The organism is Roseibium sp. (genome assembly GCF_048261595.1).
Taxonomy (GTDB): Bacteria; Pseudomonadota; Alphaproteobacteria; order Rhizobiales; family Stappiaceae; genus Roseibium.
This window is the reverse complement of sequence record NZ_JBLXFW010000001.1, coordinates 1,486,058-1,511,309: the sequence shown is the minus strand read 5'-3', so window position 1 is coordinate 1,511,309 and position 25,252 is coordinate 1,486,058. Positions and strand designations below refer to the sequence as shown.

Genomic DNA, 25,252 nt, shown 5'->3' with positions numbered 1-25,252 from the left:
AGCAATACCCTAGTCCTTGCCTGTCGCGATAAGGTCGCCGAGTGCGGTTTCGGCATGCTCACGCGTCGAGGCTGCATCGCCGCCTGCATCCACTCTTCTCCAGGCCATTTTTCCGAGCTCATATCCGAGCTGAAGATCTATCACCGCAGGCGTCGCGTCCGACGCATCGGCCTGACGCGCGCTGACACGGTCCTTCAGGACGGTTTCGGGCGCCTCGAGCCAAAGACCGCAAAAGCGTGCTTCCGCGCTAGAAGCGACGTCCGAGATCTTTTCCCGGTCGGCCTCGCCGGCGAAGACTGCATCGAAAATGGCGGAGTGTCCGGCCGCCAACGTTGCAGCAATTTTTCTCTCCAGGATTTCATAGACAGCGTCGGACGCTTCCCGTGTATAGGCCTCCGGCGGGGCCTTCGCGGTTTCGGGAATGCCAAGGCGTTTCTTGCGTTCCACATCTGTCCGCAAGATCCTGGCTCCGGGCGCGCGGCCGATACGGTGGGCAAGGGCATGAGCAAGCGTCGTCTTGCCTGTTCCGGAAAGGCCGCCGATAGCCAGAAGTGCGGGTTCGTCGGGATCGAGAAAGGCCTGGGCCTGCGCAAAATATGCCCGGGCCTGATCTTCCTGTTCCTGCCTTTGTCGCTCGTTCTGCTGTGTCCGGGCGGCGCTCGCCGCGATCTTTGCCCGTATTGCAGCTCTCATCATCAGGTAGAAGGGCAGGGCGCAAAGTGCGTCTTCATTCAGCTGAGCCATGCGTTCGGGCTCTGCTTGTTTATCCAGATAGCGGTTGAAGATGCGATTTGCGGCGGGGCGCTGGCCGCGCTCCCACAGATCCATGATCAGAAAGGCAAGGTCGTAGAGTGTATCTGTTGTTGCCATGGCGTCCGAAAACTCGATGGCATCGAAAAGGACCGGTTCCCCGTCCAGAAGAACAATGTTCCTAAGGTGGGCGTCGCCGTGACACAGGCGGATATGACCATGTGCGCCGCGGTTCAGAATGAGCGACCTGATCCGATCGAGAGCATTCCGGGACTGGCGCGTCAGGCGAAGGGCTTCGTCGGGCGGGAAGAGGTCAGGATGCTCTGCAAAGGCCGCTTCGTTCTGATCGACGTAGCTTGCCAACTCATCGACGAAACCCTGGCTCGCATCGGGATGTCGAGGTGCATTCTCGTGAGCTCTGGCGAGCATCGTCGCCAGGGCGTCACACAGTTCGTTGGAGAGTGGCCCTTTCGCGGCGATCTGATCTAGCTGCAAGGACTGGTCGAACCGGTTCATGATAACGACCCACTCGACCGGGTCGCCTTTTCCGCCGAGAGACAGTGTGCCGTTCGCGGCGCGGACGATCGGGACCGCCTCGCGGTAGATTTGCGGCGCGTTGTTGATGTTGTGGGTGATTTCCCTTCGGCAGGCCTCGGCCCGTTTCTCCGGCGTTGAATAGTCGAGGAAAGGAAACTTGACCGCGCGCTTGACCTTGTAGGCCGTATCACCGGCCAGAAGCACAATATTGGCATGTGTGTCGACCCTGACAGGCGACGTGTCGCCGCTTTGCTCGGCCGCCAGTGCTGTCAGATAATCAAGCGCCGCTTTCTGGGTGGGTTCTTCGGACATCTGTGACCTTTCAGCGTCGCTGTGACCGGCTTTCGCGATACTGATCGGAACCGGTCCGCAGGCCTTTGACTTTCCTCAATGAGAGCTGACGCCAATGTGGCACTCTCGTCATCGCAGAAGAATACAAGGAGAAGACCCCATGAGCACCTATCCTGCTCTGAAAAAGATCAGACTGAATCTGGCGCGTACCAAGGAGCATCCCCAGGGTTCGGCTCAGCACGGGTATGAGTTTACCGCTCCGCTCGATGAGACCGGGCACATTGATGCCGGTTTGTGGAAGAAGGAGCGCGCGCATTGTCGTGTCCGTCGGTTCTGGGGCGGTGAAGAGGAAGAGATCGGCCACCTTATTCACCGTCCGGGCGGATCCTGGGCCTTCCACTACGACATCGAGGGCGATGACGACGATGAAGCCGGATACCGGTTTGGTGCACATGCGTTCCAACCGGGGGAATACGTATCCATCAAGGATGAGGACGGTGAAATGCACACCTTTCAGGTGGTGACCGTCCAGTCTGTGTAGGCCCTGCAGTTTGCTAGACGCGGGGGTTTTCTAGAAGGGAGACGCGACATGCCTTCAATGCCTTCTCTATGGAATGATACGGGTAGCTCCCTCGCCTCCTTGCAGAAGGAGATGGAGCGCCTCTTTCAGGATTTCGGACGGTCACTGCCGTCAGCGTCCAGTTTCGGCAATGGCTTTCCCGCCATTGATGTCAACGAGACCGAGACGGGCCTTGAATTGACCGCCGAAGTGCCTGGGATTGCGGAAAAGGACATGGATGTTTCCGTTTCCGGGAACACTCTGACACTCAAGGGGGAGAAGTCGCACGGCAAGACGGTCAGCGAAAAGGATCGTCACGTCAGCGAGCGCAGTTATGGCGCGTTCCGCCGTGTCATGACGCTGCCTTTCGCTCCTGCTCCTGACGCGGTCGATGCTCATCTGGACAATGGCGTTCTGACGGTCGTCTTGCCGCGTCCCGCGGAGACGGCTGCGCAGGGCAACAGGATCGCAGTCAAACGCAAAGGCTGATGGCTCGCCAAGCCGCACACAGTCGGCATTGAATTCTCACGCGCATAAAAGGGGTGTCAGCCTGGCTGGCGCCCCTTTTATGTCTTAGCAACGTGCACCTGCTGGTGGTGACCTTAGGTAAGGTTCTTGAACTTTGTTTCAGCGGTCAGGTATCACTTTCGGGTCGATCTATTCGGGTGTGTGTTTCGCCCGCTGTGCATAGGATAAACGGGATGGGTTTTTTTGATTTTGTAAAAGACGCTGGCAAGAAACTGTTCGGCGATGATGAAGCAGAAACCGCAGGCGCAGAGGCCATCCAGGCCGAAGTCGCCGAGTTGGGCCTTGATGGCGATGTCAAGGTCGAGGTTTCTGGTGATACGGTAAAGGTCGCCGGGGCCGCTCCGACGCAGGAAGCGCGGGAGAAGCTGATCCTTGCCGTTGGCAATGTTCTCGGTATTTCCAAGGTTGAAGAAGAAATCACCGTTGCAGAAGCCCAGCCGGAAGCGAAATTCCACACCGTGAAGAAGGGTGACACGCTTTGGAAGGTGTCCGCTGAGGCTTACGGCGACGGTTCCAAGTACCAGGCTATCTTCGAAGCCAACAAGCCGATGCTTTCGCATCCGGACAAGATTTACCCGGGCCAGGTTCTGAGGATTCCCCCGCTGAGCTGACCGGCCCGGCTGGCCGCTGAAAATCATGGAAATGAATGACCGGCTGCGGCTTTCCCGCAGCCGGTTTTTTGATTGTCCAAAATGGAATGATGTCATTGCCAAATTACGTGTGAGCCCCCACTGCCGGAGGGCCTCCGTTTGCAGTAAAAATTATGAAAGGGTCCTTTGGGTCTGATCGACTTCATGAGCACAGGGAATGGATATGGCCGGTAAAACAGGTGGGCAACTTCTGGTGGAGGCCCTTGAGTTGCACGGTGCGGAGCGGGTTTTCTGCGTTCCCGGCGAAAGCTACCTTGCAGTCCTTGATGCCCTGCACGATGTCGATATCCCGGTCACCATCTGCCGCCAGGAAGGCGGCGCGGCGATGATGGCCGATGCCTACGGCAAGCTGACCGGCAAGCCCGGCATTTGCATGGTGACCCGTGGTCCGGGCGCGACCAATGCTGCTGCTGGTGTTCATGTGGCCATGCAGGATTCGACGCCGATGATCCTGTTCATCGGCCAGATCGAGCGGGGCATGCGGGAGCGCGAGGCGTTCCAGGAAGTCAATTACCGCCAGATGTTTGGAGACATGGTCAAATGGGTCGCCGAGATCGACGACGCCGACCGGGTCCCGGAGTTCATTTCGCGCGCCTATCACGTTGCAACATCCGGCCGTCCGGGCCCGGTCGTTCTTGCCCTGCCTGAAGATATGCTGGTCGAAATCGCGGATGTCGGACAGCCGGAGCCGTGGGCGCAGGTCGAGACGTTTCCCGGCCTGACTCAGATGGCTGATCTGCAAAAGCGATTGTGGGCGGCAGAGCGGCCGATTGCCATTCTCGGAGGGAGCCGGTGGTCTGAAGCCGCCGTTGCGGCCTTCACGCGTTTCGCCGAGCGCTTTGATCTGCCGGTCGCATGTTCTTTCCGCCGTCAGATGCTGTTCGACAACCTGCATCCAAATTACGCCGGCGATGTCGGAATCGGCATCAACCCGAAGCTCGCAGAACGTATCAAGTCATCGGATCTGATCCTCCTCGTTGGCGGTCGCATGTCCGAAATGCCGAGCCAGTCCTACACGCTGCTGGACATCCCGCAGCCTGCGCAACCGCTTGTTCACATCCACCCCGATGTTGATGAACTTGGTCGGGTGTATCGCGCAGCGCTCTCGATCAACGCCAGTCCGACCGCCTTCTGCAAGGCTGCTGAGGGTCTTCAACCGCCGACCGAACTCAAGAACGAGGGACGAGCCAGGCAGGCCCACGAGGACTACCTGGCATGGTCGGGTGCGCGGCCGCAGGTTCCGGGAGCGCTGCAGATGTCAGGTGTGATGGACTGGATCGAGGCCAATGTTGCTGAGGATGCGGTCTTCACCAACGGCGCGGGCAACTATGCGACGTGGGTTCACCGGTTCCATCGCTTCCGCAAATATGGCACTCAGGCCGCGCCGACGTCCGGATCCATGGGGTACGGCCTTCCTGCAGCAGTTGCCGCAAAGCTGGCGTTTCCAGACCGCGAGGTCATCTGCTTTGCGGGCGATGGCTGCCTTCAGATGACCATGCAGGAATTCGGGACCGCATGCCAGGAAGGCGCCAATATCATCGTGGTTGCAGTCGACAATGGCATGTTCGGCACCATTCGCATGCACCAGGAACGCGAGTATCCCGGCCGTCCGTCCGGCACCAAGTTGGTCAACCCCGACTTCGCCGCCTTCGCGCGGGCCTATGGTGCTCATGCCGAAACAGTCGAGGATACGGATGCCTTTGGTCCCGCGTTCGAGCGTGCGCGCGCCTCGGGCAAGCCTGCATTGCTTCATCTCAAGCTGGATCCGGAGGCGATCACGCCAGCCAATTCCCTGAGCCAGATCCGGGCCGCCGCTGAGGCCAGGCTGAAGGCTTAGTCGGGCGCACCGTCGGTATCATCGAGGGCGGTCACCGGCAGTTTCACATCGGCGATGGCCGGATCGTCATGGGACGTGGTCACCTGAAAACCAAGCGCCTTGCACATGGCGAGCATGCTTGTGTTTTCCTTCAGGACCTCGCCCCTGACGGTCTCGATACCGTCTGCCTTGGCATAGCGGATGATCAGCTTCATCAGCGCCCATCCAAGCCCGGCACCCTTCAGGTCAGAGCGGACCATGACGGCATACTCTCCGGTCTTGTGGTCCGGATCGGCATGCAGTCGCACCACGCCGAGGAGACAGCCACTGTCCTTGTCGAGGGCGGCAAAGGCCATCGCACGTGCGTAGTCCAGCTGGGTCAGCTGTGCGAGGAAGCGGTGGCTGAAATCCTTTACCGGTGCAAAGAACCTCAGGCGCAGATCTTCCGGGTCGACTGCTTCGAAAAACTGCCTGAACAGATCTTCGTCTTCCGGCCGGACAGGCCGGACAAACACCGTTGAGCCATCTTTCAGCGTCAGCGTGTCTTCGAGCTCCTGCGGATACGGGGCAATGGCGAGCCGAGAGCCACCGGCTCGGCCGGGTGTGCGCTCCGAACGTGCCAGGCTAACGCGTGCATCCAGCGCAAGGACCCCGCTTTCCCTGACGATGAGCGGATTGATGTCAAGCTCCCGGATCTCCGGTATGTCGACGGCCATCTGAGATATTTTCACGAGCGTGAGTGCGATGGCTTCGCGGTCAAGCATCGGGCGCGAGGCGGAGCCGTCGATCAGTTTCGAGATTTCCGTCCGTCGGATCAGGCCATGGGCGAGATTCAGGTCGAGGGGGGGAAGTTCGGCGGAGATGTCGGCCCGATCCTCGACTGCCGTGCCTCCAGCGCCGAACACCAGCAAGGGACCGAAGACCCGGCTATCTGAAAGACCGGCGAAGAGCTCGAGAGCGTTCCGGTCCTCGAGCATGGGATGCACACTGACCCCGGCGATTGTTGCCGAGGGATACCGGAGCCGGGTCCGCTCGATCAGCTCCTCTGCCGCCGTTTCGACCGCCTCCGGATCTTCAAGGTCCAGCCGGACCCCATCAATCCGGGACTTGAATGGGAGGTCTGGCGAAATGAGTTTGACGACGCATCGCCGCGTCGACTGAAACACGGTGAGTGAATGTTCTCGTGCTGCCGCTGGGCTGCTGCACAGACGCGTTCCGATGACGGGGATCTGATATGCTTCCAGCAGGGAGGCGACCTCTTCCGGCGACAGCCAGGTCCGCCCTTCAGATAGCGCCCGTTCGACGAGTGAGCGTGCAGTCGCGCTAGCAGGGGTGAAATCGCAAGGCAGGGACGTGGGGGCCGCCATCAGGAAGTCGCGTGAAAGTGCGTCCCTTGTCAGGTACATGGCGGCGCGCACGGCCTCGGCGGGACTGCCGAAACAAGGAACATGCGCCGCGTCGAGAGCTGCCCGTGCCAAGCCGTCGTTCCCCACAAGTCCGGCGATGATTACCTTTCGCCGACCCGTGCGCCTGCGGTCGGCTTTTGCCGCGTCCGCGATTGCGGTCCCAATCGTTTCAAGGTCGGTGAAGGCCGTGGGGGCCTGCAACACCAGAACACCATCGGTTGCGGGATCCGAAAGCACCGTACCTATTGCTGAGCGCAGGTCATCTGGAGAAAGGTCTTCACGCAGGATTACCGGCTGACCGGGTTCCTGTGCTCTGGTCTGAGGTCGCTGGTGTTCGACGAGCTTCGCAGAGGTTTCCGCGGAAAGATGCGCCAGCGCGCCAGCATGCCCGCTCAGCCGGTCGGCCGCTAGCGACGCGAGGCTGCGTCCGTTCGACAGGATCGTCAGCGCTTCAAGTCTGGGAACTCGAACACGAGACAGTGTCTCCACGGCTTCGAACATCTCGTCGAGATCATTCACACGCATCATCCCCGAGCGCCTGAACGCGGCTTCGTAGCTGAGATCCAGTGTGGTCAGGCGGCCTGCGTGGGTGCGTCCGCTGCCACCCATGTCGTGGCTTCGACCCGACCGAATGACGATGACGGGTTTGCTCCGGGCTGCAGCCCGCGCCGCGGACAGGAATTTTCTGGCATGCGAGATCCCTTCCATGTGCAGGAGAATGGCGCGTGTCCGGTAGTCCTGAGCAAAATAGTCGATCAGGTCGCTGATATCGACATCTGTCCTGTCTCCAAGGGAAACGACCGCAGAGAACCCCGTCTTGTGGCTGGCCGCCCAGGACAGCGTCGCGTTCAAGACGGCACCTGAGCGAGACACGAGCGCAATGTCGCCGGGTGCAGGCGGAACGGAGCTCAGAAGGGCGTTCAAACCCATTGCGGGCACCGCGAGGCCAAGGCTGCCGGGGCCGATCAGGCGCAGACTATGCGTACGCGCGGCTTCGCGACATGCCTGGAGCAGGTGCTCTGGCCAGGTTTCAAATCCTGGCGAGATGAGAAGAACGGCACGCGTTCCTTTTTCCGCCAGTCGTGAAATCAGGGCTGGGGCGTCGTCGACCGGCGTCAACAGGATCGCGAGGTCCGGTCCGGCAGGCATGTCAGCGAGCGACGTGTGGACCGCACCTCGAATAGTACCGAGGTCCGGCAGGTCGACGAGCGAGAATGGCAAAGAGCTTCCAGCCGATGCAAGCGTTTGCATCAGTTTCTGCACCACGTCGTCCCCGTGACGTGAGGGTCCGATCAAGGCGAGCGAGCGCGGGGAGAAGAAGCCTTCAAGGTTGCGTATGGTCAAGCCGTCATCCTCCAGCGGAAGTTGGGCAGACCCTGACAGGGAACACTTAAGGAAGAATTCGCCCGGATCGTCGATCGGGAGTCGTTTTTGCAGGAAGTATCGAGGGCGCGGCCCCGGAGCGGACCGCGCCTTCGGTCATGTTAATGGGCCATCAGGACCGGAACGGTCATTGAGGCAAGGATTTCGCGCGTCGCGCCCCCAAAGAGAAATTCGCGCATCCGGCTGTGGCCATAGCCCCCCATGACGACGAGATCGTTGGTGTGGTCAGCAACGTAGTTGAGTACGGTATCTGCCACGCTGATCTGGGGATTCGTGATGACATCGATCGTCACGTTGAGATCGTGGCGGGCGAGATAGGTTGCAATGTCAGCCCCTGGCTGTCCCCCACCGGCGGCACCCTTGTCGATAACAAGCACGGTAATCTTGTCGGCCTTTTGCAGCAACGGAAGTGAGGCATGGACAGCGCGGGTCGCCGTCGAACTGCCATCCCAGCCGATCACAACATTCTTCGCAGTGCTCTCCTTTGCACCGATATAGGGAACCAGGAGGACCGGAACGCCGCTTTCGAACAAAAGGGTCTCGATCAGGAGTTCGCGCATCGGTTCCGGAGAATCGGGATTGGTCTGTCCGATGACGACCATGTCGGTCGTACGACAGTGCTGCATGACACCTTCGAGAGGACCACCGGTCAGAACCTCCGCAAGGCGGCTTTCTGATTTGACGCCTGCCAGCCGCGCGAGTTCCTCGAACTGGCTCTGTGCGTCCTTTGCCGCCGCGACGGCCTGTTCATGTGCTGCCTGGAGGTAATCAACCGGCATCGGCGCGGCGGCGAATGCCGGAACGACAGGTTCGAATGCCAAGGCAAGGCCGGTCACGTGGGCATCATTTGCGGATGCAAGATCGAGCGCATATTTCGCCGCCGGCTGTGCACCACTCATATCGACGATCGTAAAAATATCTTTCAATGCCATAATCAAGATCCTCCTTGAAAAGCGCGAACATTCAGCCATCCGGTTCGGGCTTTTAAATAAACCCTACCTATGGCTTCAGGTTCCGGCCTTGACTCTGGTCAAAGCCGGTAACGCTGGTCCGAAGGTGATCTGTCTTGCGGTGGCGCCCACCGATGCCGGTGGCTCTAAACGGCTTTCATTGCCTCTCGTGCGATGATCAGGCGCTGGATCTCGGAGGTTCCCTCGTAGATCGTCGTGATGCGCGCATCGCGCGCGTAACGCTCCAGCGGGTAGTCCTTGATATAGCCCGCACCTCCATGCAATTGGAGCGCTGTGTAGGTTGCCTTTTGGGCTGCTTCAGATGCGAAAAGCTTGGCCATCGAAGCTTCCCGGCCAAAGGGGCGGCCGGCATCCTTGAGGCTTGCTGCTTGCATGATAAGCAGTCGTGCGGCTTCGAGTTCGGTCTCCCGGTCGGCAATCATCCACTGCAGTCCCTGCATGTCGCCGAGTGAGCGGCCAAACTGCTGACGTTCCTTGATGTAGGATTTGCCGGCGAGCATCGCCTTCCTTGCAATGCCAAGCGCAAGCGATGCGATGCCAATGCGCCCCCCTGCCAACTCACCGACTGCAATACGGAAACCGTCGTTTTCATCTCCCATCATGGACGTGGCGGGAATCCGGCAATCCTGGAAGAGGACTTCGTTCGTCGCCGAACCGGTCTGGCCCATCTTCTTTTCCGCCTTCCCGATGACGAGGCCGGGCGTCCCGGCTTCAACGAGAAAACAGGAAATCCCCTTGCCCTTCGGCGCGTCGGGATCTGTCACCGCCCACACGACAAACACGCCGGCATATTCAGCAGAGGTGATGTAGAGCTTGGAGCCATTGAGGACGTAGTGATTGCCATCCTTGACCGCGCGGGTCTTCATCGCGGAGGGGTCAGATCCGGCGGAAGATTCCGTGAGACAGAAACCGCCGGCAGGATAGGTGCCGTCGGTCAGCCGAGGCAGGTGCAATGCCTTCTGCTCCTCGGAGCCGACCGCCTGAATCACTTCACCAACCATGTTGCTGACCGAAACGGTGACCGCAGTTGACGCACACGCGCCTGCCAGGGCCTCTATTGCGAGCGCAAACCCGACCGAACCAGCTTCTGTTCCGCCGTAGTCGGCAGAAACGTTCAAACCCATGAAGCCGTTTTCGGCCAGAATTTTGAGGTTTGAGAGCAGTTCCTCGCGGCCTTCGCCCCGGTCCAGCGTTTCGGCAACCGGCTCCAGCCTGTCCGCAGCCAGCTTCGCTGCCGTATCAGCGATCATCTGCTGCTCTTCGGTGAGGTTGAAATCCATTGACGTTTCCCATCGATCTTTTGCCCGGCTGCGCCGGTTTGGCCGAAAGGTATCTGCGATGGACATGCGTTGTCCATGTCAAAGCAAGGGTTTGCGGCAAACTGCCAAACAGGACATAAGAAGCGCATGTGGATGCGTATGGCCATATTCGCGGTGCCGCCTCTGGTGGTGATGATCGCTGCAGCACTGCTCGTTCAGCTGACGGTTGAACGCGAGGAGGCTGCGGTGGACCGGAAGGCTGCCGAGCGGCTGACGCTCTATCGCCAGACCATCCTCGGCGAATATGAGAAGCACCGCTACCTGCCTTACATGCTGGCCCGCGACCCGCGTGCCACCGTGGTGCTCAGTATGGGTGAGCCGACGGAAGCCTCGAACCGCTTTCTGGAGGAAATGGCCGAAAAGTCTGGCGCCAATCTTCTATATGTCATGGACCGGAATGGTTTGACGCTTGCGTCCAGTAATTGGCGTGAGCCCCAATCCCTCATCGGACAGAATTATTCCTTCCGCCCGTACTTCCATGCAGCCTTGCGCGGGGAGGAGGGACAGTTCTTCGCCATCGGCGCAACGTCTGGGGAGCCGGGGTTGTTCTTGTCGCTACCGACACCCGTGCGCGGTGAGCCGAATGGGGTAGCTGCAGTGAAGGTCGACATGGCGCCGCTCGAGCGGACGTGGTCCGAAGGTGGTGAGACGGTATTCGTGGCCGATGCCAATGGCGTTATCTTCTTGTCGTCCCGTCCCGAATGGCGCTACCGCACGCTGGACAGGTTGACCCCCGAGGTGCGCGAGCACATTGCCATGACCCGTCAGTTTGCAGCAAAGGAACTGATACCACTTTCGGACACACCGATCGGGCATGGCAAGGAATTCCGGATCGGTGAAGAAGCCTTCCGGCACAATTCGGCGAGCGTGGGCCTCTTGGGCTGGCAGCTTCACTTCCTGGTGCCCAGGGGGGAGATCGGGCGAAGCAAGTGGGTGATCTGGAGTACGGGGCTCGGCATAGGTCTGTTCTATATCCTGGCAGTCCAGATTTACCGTGGCCGGGCTCTCCGCCGTGCGTCGGCGCTCCTGCGTCAGGAGTCCAGGGAACTGCGTGAATTGAATGAACGGCTGGTCGAGGAGGTAGAGGAGAGGCGTCGTGTCGAGGCAGAGCTTCGAACCGCGCAGAACCGCCTGGCACGTTCAAGCCGTTTGGCCGCCGTCGGGCAAATGTCCGCAGCCGTCGCGCACGAGCTCAACCAGCCTCTTGCCGCCATGCGGATGTTCGTCGCAGGCGCGCGCAAGTTCCTTCGAGGCGGCAACATCGATGCGGTCGAGGAGAACCTTCAGGAAATCGACTCTCTTCAGTTTCGCATGGCGACGCTGACGCAGGAGTTGAAACGGTTTGCTCGCCCGTCCGAGAGCAGGATCGAGATGGTCGATCTTCGCAGCAGCGTCGAGACGGCGGCGAAGATGGTTCGCCCGCACCTCGATGAGACCGGCGTCCGGCTAGACTTGCGTTTGCCGGACGAGCCGATTGTAACCGAGACTGCGCCTTTGAAAGTTGAGCAGGTCCTTGTGAACCTGATGCGCAATGGAGCGGACTCCGCCGCAGCGGGGGAAGATGCTGAGGTGATCGTCAGCGCAAGACGGATAGATGCGGGGGTCGAGATCATTGTCGCCGACAATGGGGCAGGCATACCGGCGGAGCTGCGCGACAAGATCTTCGACCCATTCTTTACCACAAAGCTGAACGATGGTGGGCTCGGCCTCGGTCTTGCGATCTCGGACCGGATTGCCGAAGACCTTGGGGGCTCCTTGCGAGTTGACGACAGTTGCATCGGCGGGGCGGCCTTCAGATTGTTCCTTCCCCATGCCGAGGCTTCGGTGGAACGCTTGGCAACATCGTCCGTCGCTGAAAAAGACTTTGTAGCGTGAGTATCGCGAAGTGAGTGGAACATCGGACAAGACGCCAGTTCTCATCATCGACGACGATCCGTCGATGCGGGCAGCCCTTCGTCAATGGCTGAGCCTGGAGGGATTTGACACCACGGAGTTTCAGGACGGAGAAACTGCGCTCCGCCACATACACGCGGGCTACCCGGGATGCGTCGTTTCCGACGTCATGCTCAAGGGCGAGGATGGTGTTTCGCTGATGCAGAAAATTGCAGAGGTAGATTCTGACATCCCGGTCATTTTGATCACCGGTCACGGCGACGTTCCCATGGCAGTCGAGGCTATGCGGGGCGGTGCCTATGACTTCGTCGAGAAGCCATTCGACCCGGAGAAGATCGCGGATCTTGTGCGCCGGGCGAGCGAGCGGCGTGCACTTGTTCTGGAGAACCGCTCTCTCTCGCGCCGCCTGGAGGGAGCAGCGAGCCTGGAAACCCGGCTTCTTGGCAATAGCCCTGCCATGCGCACCCTGCGTGAACGATTGCTGCATTTTGCCGGCACGGACGCGCCGGTTCTCATTGTCGGGGAAACCGGTACCGGCAAGGAACTCGTCGCACAGGCACTCCATCGCTATGGCCACAGGTCCGGTGAGGCATTTGCCGCCATTAACACCGCCGCGCTTCCGGACGCGATGGTCGAGACAGAGTTGTTCGGCTACGAGGCCGGAGCCATAGCGGGCGCGGACAAGGGGCGGATTGGCCGGATCGAGATTGCAAATCGCGGTGTTGTCTTTTTGGACGAAATCGCCTCCATGCCACTGTCGGTTCAGCCGAAGCTCCTGCGTGTCTTGCAGGAGAAGCAGGTCGATCGGATCGGTGGGCGGCAACCGGTTCCGGTCGACTTTCGCGTCATCAGCGCCACGAACATCGACCCGCGTGGAGCGGTTTCGGCAGGGCGCTTGCGCGAGGATCTGTTGTTCCGCCTGAACACGATTGAAATCTTCATCCCGCCTTTGCGCGAACGCGGGAATGACTGCCTCCTCCTGTTCGACACCTTCGTCAATCGCTTCGCTGTGCAGTATGGGGTGGGCGCGCCGGTTGTTACGGCGAGAGATGAGATGTTCCTGAAAACCTACGAGTGGCCGGGAAATGTTCGTGAGCTCAGGAATTCAGCCGAACGTTTCGTGCTGAATGCCGGGGTTGGCCGTCAGCCGCTCGAGGTGCTTGTCCGGGGTGGAACTGTCGCAGTCGATTCCGACGAGGGCGGATCACTGAAAGAATTGATGGATGCATATGAGCGAACCGTCATTTCCCGCGCGCTTCGCCGGCATGAGGGACGTATTGCGGATGTGATGCGGGAGCTTGGTCTGCCGCGTAGAACGCTGAACGAGAAGATGGCTCGGCTCAATTTGAGTCGTCCCAAGGTCATGGGCGAGGAATGACACTGGTCTAGAGGGCAAACAGGCCCTTCAGGAGCGATCGGCAATTTTTTGCCGATCGTGAATTTGCTCAGGCGGGTTCTTGCTCAAACTTCGCGGGAACGGCATCCGAATTTTTCCTTCTGCGTCCCAAATTCGGCAATTTGCCAAGTTTGGCATGCATTTGGAAATTCACGTGCTACAACTTTACCCAGCTTGGTGAGGCTTGGGACACGGTGTCCGGGGGTACTCTCGCCAAGGTTTGCATGAGCCAAACTATCTGGGAGGATCAGTATGCTCTCTGCTCGCAAATTTGCGACTGCTGCATCTGCAGCGGTTCTTGGACTTCTTTTCGCTTCGGAAACCTTTGCCGCTGACGTGACCTGGAACGTGTCCGTCTGGGGCAAGCGCCGCGCATTCACCGAACACATCGAGTACCTTGCCGAAAAGGTCGGCGAAAAGACCGATGGCAAGTTCGAAATCAAGCTCGCCTACGGCGAAGCGCTTTCGAAGTCCCGCGAAAACCTCGATGGCATTTCCTTCGGCGCATTCGAAATGGCGCAGATCTGTGCCTCCTACCATGCCGACAAAAACCCGACCCTGACCGTGCTGGAACTGCCGTTCCTCGGCGTCAAGGATCTGGCGACGGAAATCAAGGTCAGCGACGCTGTCTACCAGCATCCGGCCGTAAAGAAGGACCTGGCACGCTGGAATGCTCAGGTTCTGATGCCGTCTCCGATGCCGCAGTACAACATCCTCGGTGGCGGCGACGTACCCCTTCACGTTGCAGACTTCGAAGGCATGCGCGTTCGCGCTCTGGGTGGTATCGGCAAGGCCATGGAAACGGTTGGCGCGGTTCCGACCTCCGTGACCGCATCTGAAGCCTATCAGGCAATCGACTCCGGCACGGTACGTGGTGTTGCCTTTGCTCCGCACGCTCACCTCTCCTTCAAGACTGTTGAAGCAGGCAAGTGGTGGACCGCCAACCTGAACCCGGGAACGGTTCAGTGTCCGGTGATCGTCAACATCGATGCCTACAATTCTCTGCCTGAAGAGTTCCGTAAGGTACTCGACGAGACCGTTCCGGCAGCCGTCGATCACTACGTCGCCACATACGACAAGGTATATGACAAGTGGTGGCCGGAGCTGGAAAACCGCGGCATCCAGAAGATCGAGTATTCCGATGAAGATCTGGCAGCCTTCAAGGAGAAAGCCGGTCAGCCGATCTGGGATCAGTGGGTTGCCGAACAGAATGCCAACGGCATTCCGGGGCAGGAACTCCTGGACCTCGTTCTGGAGAACGTGAAGTAACTTCGTTGCTTCCGCACTGATCTGAAACATCGGCCCCGGCGGCAACGCCGGGGCCAAATATCAGGAAAACACCATGGCCGGTTCCGCATCCAGGCCAGAGCAGCCCGGAACATATATCAAGTTCGATGGGGCTCTCGGGCATGTCGAAAATCTCTTCAATCTGATAGCAGCCGCAAGCATTCTCGTGCTCATGCTGCTGGCCGTCGTCCAGGTCGTCGGACGTTTCGTCTTCAACACTCCGGTTCCGGGCTTCATCGACATCACCGAGCAGGCGATGGCGGTTTTTGCTTTCGGCGGCATCGCATATTGTCAGCGCGTCGGCGGCCATATCCGCATGGAAATGGTGCTTGGTAAGCTCAGCGGTCGCTCGCTCTGGATTGCAGAGCTGGTTGGCGTCCTGCTGATCGCAGTGGTCGTCGCTCTCCTGATCTGGGGCTCCTGGTATCATTTCGATCGATCCTGGACGATCGGCGACAGCACCATGGACATCAGTCTTCCGACCTGGCCGTCAAAGCTGATCATCCCGGCGGCCTTGTCCTTGTTGTTCCTCCGGCTTCTCCTGCAGGCCTATGGCTACCTCCGGCTGGTTCTGAGACCGGATGCAGAGCCCTATGGTGTTCCGCTCATCCATGATGTGACCGAGACGGCGCAGCACGAGATCGAAGAAGCGTTTGGTGATGAAGCTATTGCAGGAGACAACAAATGACCCCGTATGAGGTTGGTCTCTTGATGACGGGCGTCCTGCTCGTCCTTGTCCTGATCGGCATGCGCGTCGCGTTTGCTGCAGCTTTCACCGGTATGGTTGGCCTGATCCTGCTTTTCTCCATGAAAATGGGTTTCGAGCGGGGCTTCTTTGTCGCGTTGAAGATGGCGGGAACCATCCCGCATTCGAAATCGGTCACCTATACGCTGTCCGTCCTCCCGACATTCATCCTCATCGGGTTTCTGGCGTTCTATGCCGGCTTCACCAAGCAGCTCTTCGAAGCTTCCAAGCGCTGGCTTGGCTGGATGCCCGGCGGCATGGCAGTCGGTACCGTTTTCGCCACGGCGGGCTTTGCAGCCGTGTCGGGCGCATCGGTTGCGACGGCGGCCGTGTTTGCACGTGTCGCCATCCCGGAAATGCTGGCCGCGGGCTACTCTCGTCGTCTGTCTGCTGCCGTTGTCGCAGCCGGTGGCACGTTGGCATCGCTCATTCCGCCGTCTGCCATCCTGGTGATCTACGCAATTCTGGTCGAGCAGTCGGTAGGCAAGCTGCTCATCGCCGGCTTCCTGCCGGGGGTATTCTCCGCGCTGATCTACATCGCGATCATCGTGGGCATTTCCGCTTGGCGCGGAGATGCCCCGCCAGTGCGCGGCTTTACCTGGAAACAGCGCTTTGAATCCCTGCCGGGCACATTCCCGATCATTGCGGTCGTGGGCATCATCTTCTGCTCCTTCTTCTTCGGCCTCGCAACGCCGACGGAAGCAGGTTCGTTGGGTGCATTCGTGGTTCTGATCGTCGCAATCGCCAAGGGCATGCGCTTCCGTCAGCTCGGGCAGGCGCTGCATGAATCTGCAAAGCTCACGGTGATGATCTTCACCCTGATCTGGGGTGTCCTCGTCTATGTCCGCTTCCTCGGCTTCGCCGGTCTGCCGGACGCCTTCAAGGCCTTCATTGTCAGCCTCGAGTTCTCGCCCTGGATCGTGATGATCCTGATCCTTTGCGCCTATGCGGTGCTGGGCATGTTCATGGATGCCATCGGCATGCTGATCCTGACCCTGCCGGTCGTCTACCCGGCGGTCATCGCGCTCAATGGCGGTGAGGCAGTATCTGCTGCCGACAGTGCCTTCGGCATGTCCGGCGAGGCCTGTGCCATCTGGTTCGGGATTCTGGTGGTGAAGATGGCGGAGCTCTGTCTGATCACACCACCCATCGGGCTGAACTGCTTCGTGGTGGCGGGTGTTCGCTCGGACATTCCGGTACAGGAAGTCTTCCGCGGATGTATCCCGTTCTTCGTCGCAGACGTTCTGACCATCGGAGGTCTTCTGGCCTTCCCGTGGATCATCACACTGCTGCCGTCGCTGATGTAAGGGATCTAACACCCTGTAAAAAAGAAGCCGCTGCGTGATCGCAGCGGCTTTTTGTTTTTCCGAACGCCCGGTTCAGGTCAGAACAGTGATCCCTGTTTTCCAGTCTGCTGCGATGCGGCGGCCTGCTTGGGCTTCTTCGCGGGCTTTGGAGAAGGCGGAGCTGCCGGGGCCGTTCCTTCACCGCCGGCAATTGCCTCCAGAACGCCGTCTGCCAGCTCAATGGAGAGGGCAGTTCCAGCGCTGACCGCATGTGCGGAGCGAATAGGTTGCCCATTCTCATCGCGAACAAGTGCGTAGCCGCGTGCAAGGACATCCTTGTAGGACAGGGACTTCAGGAGTTTCTCCTGGCTGTCCAACCGGTCACGAAGCTTGAGTATCCGTTGCGAGAAAGCGCGCTGCAGCCGCTCGTCATATCCGTTCAAGCGTTCCCGCCCGATAGCTGCCTGTTGGCGCAACGGAGCTGGCGACAAACGTGCCGCAAGAGCCAAGAAAGTCTGACGTTTCTGGGAAACGGCAACACCGAGGGCGCGTTGTTGCCGGTCGGCATAGCTGGCAAGATCGGATCGGGCTTTATCCGTTGCCCGAGACAGGATGATCGGGCTAAGACGGATCGCGAAATTCTGATAGGTACTGCGATGGCTGCGCGTGTTTACGGTGAGCGCATGCTCGAGCCGGTTTGCATAGGTGTCGAAGGTCTGACGCGGCAGAGCCAGCAAATCGCGTGGGGCGGGCAGCGCTGCTTCCGCCGCGCGCAACTCCGTGCGCCGCGTCGCGACGAGACGGTTGAGGCCGGACGACAGTCGCCGCGACAGGTCATCGACCAGAGACATCAGCTCCGCCTTGACCGGTACGGCTATTTCGGCCGCGCCGGTCGGTGTCGGCGCCCGGACATCCGCGGCGAGGTCGATCAGCGTCCAGTCGGTTTCATGACCAACCGCGGATATAAGCGGTATGTCGCTTTCGGCGGCGGCCCTGACGACGGCTTCCTCGTTGAAGCCCCACAGGTCCTCGATACTGCCGCCGCCACGGGCCACGATGATGACATCCGGACGTGGAACGGGACCGCCCGAAGCGAGCGCATTGAACCCGCGAATACCATTGGCGACTTCCGCGCCGCAGGTCTCGCCCTGCACACGAACCGGCCAGACGAGTACATGCAGCGGAAACCGGTCGGAAATCCGGTGCAGGATGTCCCGTATCACCGCGCCGGTGGGCGAGGTGACGACACCTATGACGCGCGGCAGGCTCGGCAAAAGCTGTTTGCGTTCTTCCGCGAAAAGACCCTCGGCTGCCAGCTTGCGCTTGCGTTCTTCGAGAAGCGCCATCAGCGCGCCGGCACCGGCAGGTTCAAGCGCGTCGATCACCATCTGGTACTTGGACTGGCCCGGGAAGGTTGTGATCTTGCCCGTCGCGATCACCTCCAGCCCCTGTTCCGGCTGGATCTTCAGACGTGATGCGACCCCCTTCCAGATGACACCGGACAGGACCGAACGGTCGTCCTTCAGATCGAGATAGATGTGTCCGGATCCGGGCCTCGAAATCCGGCCAAGCTCGCCGCGCACCCGGACGTAGCCGAAGGCGTCTTCCATCGTCTTCTTGATGGAAAAGGAAATTTCCGAAACGGAGAATTCTGCGACGTTGGATTGGGTTTCCGACAAGACTTGGTTCCTTGAGGTTCGACCCGAAAGTGGCAAGGCCAGTGTCGAGGGTCAAGCTCAGTCAAACATGGCTCGGGCGCAGTAAGTGGATTTCCCAAAGCTGATTTGATCTTAGGGCGATTGTGGCATTGAAATTGTCAGTGCGACGGTCCTACCTTGGCGGCATGACCCGATACGATTACCGCATGCAGCGTTTGTACCTGCGCCACATCCTGGCAGACGGGGCCAGCATCGAAGCTGACCGCAGTCAGGCCAACTATCTCCTGAATGTCCTGCGCCTGCAGGACAATGACAGGATACTTGTCTTCAACGGCAGCGACGGTGAGTGGCTCGCCGAAATCCGGGCGACAGGTCGCAAGGCCTGCCAGATTGCGTTGGTGGAACGGGTGCGCGAGCAGACGGTGGCAAACGATATCCAGTATCTGTTTGCCCCACTCAAACATGCCCGTCTGGACTACATGGTTCAGAAAGCGGTCGAGATGGGGGCGGGTGCCCTGCGCCCGGTGATGACCCAGCACACACAGTCCAGCCGTGTGAACCTCGAGCGGATGGAGGCGAATGTCATTGAGGCAGCCGAGCAATGCGGCGTCATCTCGGTTCCCGAAGTGCTTGAGCCACGATCGCTCAAGGAATTGCTTGCGGGATGGACGATGAGTGATCCGAGCCGGCGTTTGCTTTTCTGCGACGAAGGCGAGGAGACACAAAACCCGCTAGCCGAACTCGTACGCTTGTCCGAGAGCGGCCCGCAGCCTCTTGCGGTTCTGGTGGGACCCGAGGGCGGGTTTTCTGCGGAAGAGCGAAGTTTGTTGCGCGCTCAACCCTTCGTGACGCCAATTCCACTTGGCCCGCGTATCCTGCGAGCTGACACTGCGGCAGTGGCCGCACTGACCGTCATTCAGGCAACACTCGGAGACTGGCGCTAGTCACGTCCGAAAGGGGAGCATGGCACAGGAAATCCTGCCACCGGGCACAGACTTCGATAAAGAGCATCGTCCCGCCGCCTCTGCGGAAAATGATCACCGCCGTCGCCTGAGGCTACCTGTGGGTATCGCTCTCGGCCTCGTTTTCTCGATGATGATGATTGTCATCTGCGGTGTGATAATCGGATACATGGCGACTTCAGACCGGCGTATTGCCGGACGTCTTCTTGATGAGGGGGCGGTTGCGACCTTGAAGGTGAACCAGGCGGTCATCGATCGTTTCTTTGCCGAACAGGAACTTGCGCTGAAGGCGGTTTCACTGGGCGCGCAAAGCGCCACGCCACATGATCTTTCGCGTCGATATCAGGAATTGTTTCCGCCTGATGCCAAGCTTGCATTTCAGCCTGCTGATCCCGCCGAAGCAGGTTTGCCCGAGGGCGAGCTTCTTCGCCAGTTCGTGCGCCAGCAGGGCAGCCCGGAGACACTGTTCGAAACCGTATATGGCCTCGGTCGCGGAGCGCAGCTTTCGGTCCGCTATCCGATGACCGTGTTTCAGGATTTGCTTGGTCAGATGAAGTGGGAGGGGCGCCAGCAACCATTCCTTCTTGCCGGACAGGACCGGGTCATCGCCATCGCAGGACATGATCTGAGGGTTTCGGAGAACGGAGACGAAGACGCTTTGCCCCTTTTGGGCGGTATCACCGATCATCCGTTGCACATGCTTTGGCAGGATCGACCAGAAGCTCATCAAATGGGCGGTTATGTCGACGGTCGCGTATTTCCCTCGGGGCGGGGAATGTACACCGCGATCTACCAGGAGATCGATGAGGGACCCGCTGCGGGCTGGACCTTGGGAACGATGTACAAGGCAAAGGACTTTGGTGCGGCGCTCGATCAGACTCGTATCGTCCTCTACGCGGCCGTGATCGCTCTCGTGGTTGGAGCTCTGCTGTCGTTCATGGTCGGGAAGATCCTCGGCAAGCCGTTGACCCGGTTGGCCGAAGCATCTGCCCGGATCAGGGACCTGGACTTCGAGGGGATAGAGCAGCTTCCGCCCTCACGCCTGAGGGAACTGGACAATGTGAACACCGCATTTAACGGAACAGTCGGGGCGCTCAACGCTTTTGCCCGCTACGTGCCTCGTCAGCTGGTCAAGCGACTGATTGCGCAGGGTATGACCGACCCACGCCAGATCGAGAGCCGCGAAATGACAGTGGTTTTCACTGACATCGCAGGTTTCACGACCATGGCATCGCGTCTGAGTGCAGAAGAGACTGCAGGCTTCCTGACCGACTATTTCGAGCTCGTTTCCGATGCTGTATCTGCGGAGGACGGAACGATAGACAAGTACATCGGCGATGGGGTCATGGCGTTCTGGGGCGCTCCGACAGACCAGCCCGATCACCGTGAGTTGGCGATTTCCGCGGTTCGCAAGCTCGCAGCCAGGCTTGAGGCACTTCCCGACGACCGGATCCGTGTGCGAGTAGGGATCCACACCGGGAAGGTCGTTGTTGGCAACATCGGCTCGGAAAGCCGGGTCAACTATACGGTCATCGGAGACGCGGTGAATGTCGCCGCAAGGCTCCAGGAATACGGCAAGACTGTTGATCCCGAAGCCCGGATAATAGCGCTCGCAAGCAAGGAAACGATGTCCGGAATTGAGGCCGGCCAGTGGGCGACGCCGGTTGGGAGCATCTCCTTGCGCGGGCGTCAGAGCGAGACCGCAGTGTTCAGAATTGCGTGACCGACTGTTTATGACAGAGGTCTGTATTGCTTTCCGGACCTTGTAGTCCTAAATGCGACAGGCTTGAATTGTTTCGACTTTAGGTGAAGCAAGCTGGCGCCGCATTCGTGCGTCCGAGATTTCTATTATGCGTCTTTGCGTGGCCGTCTGGCCGGGTATCGTTCGCGTCGTTCGAGAATTGGGAAACCCTGCATGGCCCGCGACACCGTCGACTCCACGCCGATTGAAACCGTAGCCGATCTGGCTGCCACCCTTGAAGCGGGATGCAAGCCCAGCGAGAAGTTCCGCATCGGGACAGAACACGAAAAATTCGGGTTCAATCTCGATGACCTGTCGCCGATCCCCTATGAAGGCCCGAAAGGTGTCGAGGCCGTCCTCACCGGCATGGAGCAGCTGCTCGGCTGGGAACGTATCGAGGACCGTGGCAAGATCATCGGGCTTGCCGATCCGGTTGGCGGCGGAGCGATTTCCATCGAACCGGGCGGTCAATTCGAGCTATCCGGGGCACCTCTGGAGAACCTGCATCAGACGTGCCGCGAGACCAATCAGCATCTTGATCAGGTTCGTCAGGTCGCCGATCCGCTTCGCATCGGGTTCCTCGGGACCGGCATGGCCCCTACATGGAAACGGGAAGAAGTCCCGGTCATGCCCAAATCCCGCTATGAGATCATGACGCGCTACATGCCCAAGGTCGGTTCGCTTGGCCTCGACATGATGTACCGCACGTCCACGATCCAGGTGAACCTCGACTTTTCCTCTGAGGCTGACATGGCGCAGAAGATGCGCGTCGGTCTCGCACTGCAGCCGATCGCAACTGCGATCTTCGCAAACTCCCCTTTCACAGAAGGCAAGCCGAACGGCTTCAAGTCGTTCCGCGCCCACATCTGGACGGACACCGATGCGGATCGCACGGGCGATATGCCCTTTGCGTTCGAGGATGGCTTCGGGTTTGAATCCTACGTGACCTGGGCGATCGACGTGCCGATGTATTTCGTCAAGCGCGGCGATACCTATCACGATGTGACAGACACGACCTTCCGCCAGTTTATGAACGGGGCTCTGGAAGGCCGGGTTCCGGACGCCAAACCGACGCTCGGCGACTGGAACAACCATCTTTCGACGCTTTTCCCGGACGTCCGGCTGAAGAAATACATCGAAATGCGCGGTGCGGATGGTGGCCCTTGGCGTCGCATCTGCGCTCTGCCGGCACTTTGGGTCGGTCTTCTTTATGACCAAGGGGTTCTTGATCAGGCCTGGCAGCTTGTGAAGGACTGGTCTGCAGAAGAGCGTGCCGCATTGCGTTCCGGCGTGCCGAAGACAGCTTTGCAAACCCCGTTCCGTTCCGGGACCGTGCTCGACGTCGCCAAGGAGGTGCTCAGCCTCTCCCAGGAAGGTCTGCGCCGCCGCAACCGGTTGAGCGATGGCGATCTGGACGAGCGTGTGCACCTTGCCGCGGTCGAAGAGGGACTTGCTGCGGGCATGTGTCCCGCGGATGTGATGCTGCAGCGCTACGGCGGTTCCTGGGAAGGGGATATCACCCGTATTTTCAAGGACTATGCCTACTGAGGTGCCTGTCGAGCCGTTTCAAATCGCAGTTTGACGTCGGTCCTTAGAAAGATGATCATGCCGACTCGTGAAACTGCAGCGAGGCAGCGGCAATGACGGATGCACCAGGTTTTCCTCTTCCCTTTGATCTCGGTGCCGTTGCGCGGGACATGCAGCAGCGCTTTGGCTGGACGGAAGGGGATCTGGGAGCAGCGATGGCCCAGCTCATGCCGGCAGCGATGAGCGGGGTCAGGCATTTCGGTGCTTCCCTTCCCGAGTTCAAGCCCTTCTTGATGCCCGGTATGAACGCCGCGCCGTTCTGGGGTGCGCAAGCGGCGACATTCGGTGACGATCACCTTTCAGCGTTCTTCGGTCCCTCCTTCATCAGGAAGGCAGTAACTCAGCAGATAGCGGCTGTGACAGGTCTCCAGCAGGAAGCCATCGCAGAGATGATGCCCGTCGCAGCGACTCTGGCCATGGGGCAGCTGGCGCGTCCCTATCTTCAGGGCGAAGCACGCGAGCTTCTTGATGCGTTCATGCGCGGATATGCACGTGGCCGGCCTAAACCGGTTCCGGGGCCGGCGGATTATATCAACGGATATACCCAGGCGATGCAGGCGTTCTGGAGCGGCTTCCTAAGGCCGCCCACCGCCGGTGACGTTGAAGAAACCGAAGAAGCCGAAGAATTGCCTGAAGAGGAAGTCGTTTCTCAGGAAGAATCGGAGGCAATCCCTGAAAGAGCTCCTGCAAGCGAATTGGAGGGTATGGTTGCCGATTGGATGACTGCGGGTCGTGATTTCCAGTCGAGCCAGTTCAAGGCGTTTGACAGTTTCTTTGAGCGCGCTGTGCGTGATCTCGGAAAGGGAACGCCTCCCGCATCCTGACAAAAAAAGGCCCGCCGGGGGCGACGGGCCAGTTGGGTGTCAGCAAGGTTTGCCGACAGGGCTGCAAGAAAGGTCAGGCGGCCAGTTGTGCCGCAGCTGACGGAAAGCTGTTTGTAAGGGGCGCCGCGATGACAGCGTCCTCATCGGACTGGGGTCGCGGTTCACCAGACGAGACGCCCAGCTTCGCTTCCATCGAGTGTTCGCGAGCCAGTCTCACCAGAAGGGAGGTCGCATCCCCGGTGCGCGATACTTGTCGTACCCATCGAACATCGCTCCGCGTCAAACCGATATCGGCGAGCTGGGCATCGCTCAGATCGTTGAGGCGATTGAGCTGGCGACGGGTTTGAGCCACACGCCACACACGAGCGGCCAGGCCGCCGAACAAGGACATCGGGCTGGTTACGAAAGCGTGCAACATTGCAATAGGCTCCTGTTCGCCGACGCAGGGTTCGTCGGCGCTGGCGGTTAAGGTTCTTCGTTCTGGGAGGTCCGGAACAACATCATAGTTCCAGAGACCCGAACATTAATCTAGTGAATGTTTTTTATGCATTTGATCGGAAATCGTTATGATTCTGATTTCCTGTCTTGATCTTCTCGGGCGCTTGATGCCATTTGAAGATCGATTAGGCCAACGAATGTTTCTTATGGCATTGATATGAAACTCTGATGAAGGGCGGCGCATGCTTGATCTCGACCAGTTGCGAACATTCGTGGCAATCGCGGAGTGCGGGAGTTTCACACGCGCAGCCGATACCGTGAACAAGACCCAATCTGCGGTTTCGATGCAGATGCGCCGCCTTGAAGAACGCATCGGCAGACCGATTTTCGTTCGCGATGGCCGAATGTCCAGACTGACCGAGAATGGCGAACGCTTGCTGCAATATGCCCGCCGGCTCGTCCAACTGAACGATGAAACCCTGGCGGCCTTTGACGATACCGAGGTTGCTGGGCTCGTGCGTCTCGGTACGCCCGATGACTACGCGGATCGCTTCTTGCCGGAAATCCTTGCCCGGTTCTCTCGCTCCAATCCGAAGGCAGAAGTCAGCGTCGTATGCGCGCCTACCCCGAATCTCGCCGATCTGGTGGCGCAGGACGAACTTGACGTTGCCATCGTCACGAATGTGCGCCGGAAAGGACGCCGGGAAGCCGACGTCGTTCGGCGTGAGCCGCTGCTTTGGGTGGCCTCTGCCCGCCATGCCGTCGAGAACGAGGAAACACTTCCATTGGCGCTGGGCCGTGCGACCTGCGATTGGCGAAAGGCGGCGCTTTCCGCGCTGGATCAAATAGGGCGGGAAAGCAGGCTTCTCTATTCAAGCTGGAATTCGACGGCGGTTGGTGCCGCAGTCCTGGCAGGTCTGGCCGTTTCCGTTTTGCCGGAATCTGCCCTTCGACCGGGTATGCGCGTTCTGTGCGAAGCAGATGGGTTCCCGAAACTGCCCGACTGCGAGATCGGGATCATGCGCTCTTGGCGTCAGAACAAGCGCGTCACGGAAGCATTGGTGGAGCACATCATTTCATCTCTCGACAATCTCTCCGTCCCGCAGGCCGTTGATGTGACTTAGGAATTGAACAATAAGAAACCTCTATGTAAACTGCCGAAACGTATTTAAAATGATGATGGTTTGGCGAATTTCGGCGTATTCGTTAGAGCTCATGGACGCAA

At 59.5% G+C, this 25,252-nt stretch carries 20 protein-coding genes; 14 read left to right on the top strand and 6 right to left on the bottom strand.

The window, feature by feature from the left end; all coding sequences use genetic code 11:
- Window positions 1-9: 9 nt before the first annotated feature.
- Window positions 10-1,599 (bottom strand): AAA family ATPase, encoded by a 1,590-nt coding sequence (locus ACN0SY_RS06790; protein ID WP_417685635.1) that lies wholly within the window; start codon window positions 1,597-1,599, stop codon window positions 10-12.
- 139 nt (window positions 1,600-1,738) lie between these two features.
- Here ACN0SY_RS06790 and ACN0SY_RS06785 point away from each other — a divergent pair, with 139 nt between their 5' ends.
- The 4 genes from ACN0SY_RS06785 to ACN0SY_RS06770 all read left to right on the top strand — a co-directional run bounded on the left by ACN0SY_RS06785 (window position 1,739) and on the right by ACN0SY_RS06770 (window position 5,152).
- The gene (locus tag ACN0SY_RS06785) at window positions 1,739-2,119 is read left to right on the top strand and encodes a hypothetical protein (RefSeq protein ID WP_417685633.1); all 381 of its coding nucleotides are present in this window, start codon (window positions 1,739-1,741) and stop codon (window positions 2,117-2,119) included.
- 48 nt (window positions 2,120-2,167) lie between these two features.
- Window positions 2,168-2,626 (top strand): Hsp20/alpha crystallin family protein, encoded by a 459-nt coding sequence (locus ACN0SY_RS06780; RefSeq protein WP_417685632.1) that lies wholly within the window; start codon window positions 2,168-2,170, stop codon window positions 2,624-2,626.
- A gap of 212 nt (window positions 2,627-2,838) precedes the next feature.
- A complete protein-coding gene (gene lysM / locus ACN0SY_RS06775) occupies window positions 2,839-3,276 on the top strand; it encodes a peptidoglycan-binding protein LysM (protein WP_417685631.1) in 438 nt (145 codons plus the stop codon).
- 202 nt (window positions 3,277-3,478) lie between these two features.
- Complete coding sequence (locus ACN0SY_RS06770; protein ID WP_417685630.1) at window positions 3,479-5,152, top strand: thiamine pyrophosphate-binding protein; 1,674 nt, start codon at window positions 3,479-3,481, stop codon at window positions 5,150-5,152.
- On the opposite strand, the gene ACN0SY_RS06765 is transcribed toward ACN0SY_RS06770, so the two are convergent.
- The 3 genes from ACN0SY_RS06765 to ACN0SY_RS06755 form a co-directional block, all read right to left on the bottom strand.
- A complete protein-coding gene (locus ACN0SY_RS06765; RefSeq protein ID WP_417685629.1) occupies window positions 5,149-7,881 on the bottom strand; it encodes a bifunctional acetate--CoA ligase family protein/GNAT family N-acetyltransferase in 2,733 nt (910 codons plus the stop codon). The genes ACN0SY_RS06770 and ACN0SY_RS06765 overlap by 4 nt on opposite strands.
- Window positions 7,882-8,021: 140 nt before the next feature.
- Complete coding sequence (locus ACN0SY_RS06760) at window positions 8,022-8,852, bottom strand: universal stress protein (RefSeq protein ID WP_417685627.1); 831 nt, start codon at window positions 8,850-8,852, stop codon at window positions 8,022-8,024.
- A 164-nt stretch (window positions 8,853-9,016) separates the two neighbouring features.
- Window positions 9,017-10,171, bottom strand: coding sequence for an acyl-CoA dehydrogenase family protein (locus tag ACN0SY_RS06755; protein WP_417685625.1), 1,155 nt, complete (start codon window positions 10,169-10,171; stop codon window positions 9,017-9,019).
- A 132-nt stretch (window positions 10,172-10,303) separates the two neighbouring features.
- Between ACN0SY_RS06755 and ACN0SY_RS06750 the strand changes: the two genes are divergently transcribed.
- From ACN0SY_RS06750 to ACN0SY_RS06730, 5 genes are all read left to right on the top strand, one after another.
- Complete coding sequence (locus ACN0SY_RS06750) at window positions 10,304-12,085, top strand: sensor histidine kinase (RefSeq protein WP_417685623.1); 1,782 nt, start codon at window positions 10,304-10,306, stop codon at window positions 12,083-12,085.
- Between the two features lie 10 nt (window positions 12,086-12,095).
- Window positions 12,096-13,481: a sigma-54-dependent transcriptional regulator gene (locus ACN0SY_RS06745; protein WP_417685621.1), complete on the top strand. Its 1,386-nt coding sequence runs from the start codon at window positions 12,096-12,098 to the stop codon at window positions 13,479-13,481.
- A gap of 270 nt (window positions 13,482-13,751) precedes the next feature.
- Window positions 13,752-14,768, top strand: coding sequence for a C4-dicarboxylate TRAP transporter substrate-binding protein (locus ACN0SY_RS06740; protein ID WP_417685619.1), 1,017 nt, complete (start codon window positions 13,752-13,754; stop codon window positions 14,766-14,768).
- Between the two features lie 73 nt (window positions 14,769-14,841).
- The gene (locus ACN0SY_RS06735) at window positions 14,842-15,474 is read left to right on the top strand and encodes a TRAP transporter small permease subunit (protein ID WP_417685617.1); all 633 of its coding nucleotides are present in this window, start codon (window positions 14,842-14,844) and stop codon (window positions 15,472-15,474) included.
- Window positions 15,471-16,838, top strand: coding sequence for a TRAP transporter large permease (locus ACN0SY_RS06730; protein WP_417685615.1), 1,368 nt, complete (start codon window positions 15,471-15,473; stop codon window positions 16,836-16,838). Before ACN0SY_RS06735 ends, ACN0SY_RS06730 begins: the two co-directional genes overlap by 4 nt.
- A 77-nt stretch (window positions 16,839-16,915) precedes the next feature.
- On the opposite strand, the gene xseA is transcribed toward ACN0SY_RS06730, so the two are convergent.
- Window positions 16,916-18,496, bottom strand: coding sequence for an exodeoxyribonuclease VII large subunit (xseA, locus tag ACN0SY_RS06725; protein WP_417685613.1), 1,581 nt, complete (start codon window positions 18,494-18,496; stop codon window positions 16,916-16,918).
- Between the two features lie 164 nt (window positions 18,497-18,660).
- Between xseA and ACN0SY_RS06720 the strand changes: the two genes are divergently transcribed.
- The 4 genes from ACN0SY_RS06720 (at window position 18,661) to ACN0SY_RS06705 (ending at window position 23,589) form a co-directional block, all read left to right on the top strand.
- Complete coding sequence (locus tag ACN0SY_RS06720; RefSeq protein ID WP_417685905.1) at window positions 18,661-19,419, top strand: 16S rRNA (uracil(1498)-N(3))-methyltransferase; 759 nt, start codon at window positions 18,661-18,663, stop codon at window positions 19,417-19,419.
- Window positions 19,420-19,438: 19 nt separating this feature from the next.
- On the top strand, window positions 19,439-21,160 hold the full coding sequence (locus ACN0SY_RS06715; protein WP_417685611.1) for an adenylate/guanylate cyclase domain-containing protein: 1,722 nt from the start codon (window positions 19,439-19,441) through the stop codon (window positions 21,158-21,160).
- A 192-nt stretch (window positions 21,161-21,352) separates the two neighbouring features.
- Window positions 21,353-22,726, top strand: coding sequence for a glutamate--cysteine ligase (locus ACN0SY_RS06710; RefSeq protein ID WP_417685609.1), 1,374 nt, complete (start codon window positions 21,353-21,355; stop codon window positions 22,724-22,726).
- 92 nt (window positions 22,727-22,818) lie between these two features.
- Window positions 22,819-23,589, top strand: coding sequence for a hypothetical protein (locus ACN0SY_RS06705; protein WP_417685607.1), 771 nt, complete (start codon window positions 22,819-22,821; stop codon window positions 23,587-23,589).
- Between the two features lie 73 nt (window positions 23,590-23,662).
- On the opposite strand, the gene ACN0SY_RS06700 is transcribed toward ACN0SY_RS06705, so the two are convergent.
- On the bottom strand, window positions 23,663-24,007 hold the full coding sequence (locus tag ACN0SY_RS06700) for a DUF1127 domain-containing protein (protein WP_417685605.1): 345 nt from the start codon (window positions 24,005-24,007) through the stop codon (window positions 23,663-23,665).
- Between the two features lie 262 nt (window positions 24,008-24,269).
- Here ACN0SY_RS06700 and ACN0SY_RS06695 point away from each other — a divergent pair, with 262 nt between their 5' ends.
- The gene (locus tag ACN0SY_RS06695; RefSeq protein ID WP_417685603.1) at window positions 24,270-25,151 is read left to right on the top strand and encodes a LysR substrate-binding domain-containing protein; all 882 of its coding nucleotides are present in this window, start codon (window positions 24,270-24,272) and stop codon (window positions 25,149-25,151) included.
- The last annotated feature ends 101 nt before the right edge of the window (window positions 25,152-25,252 follow it).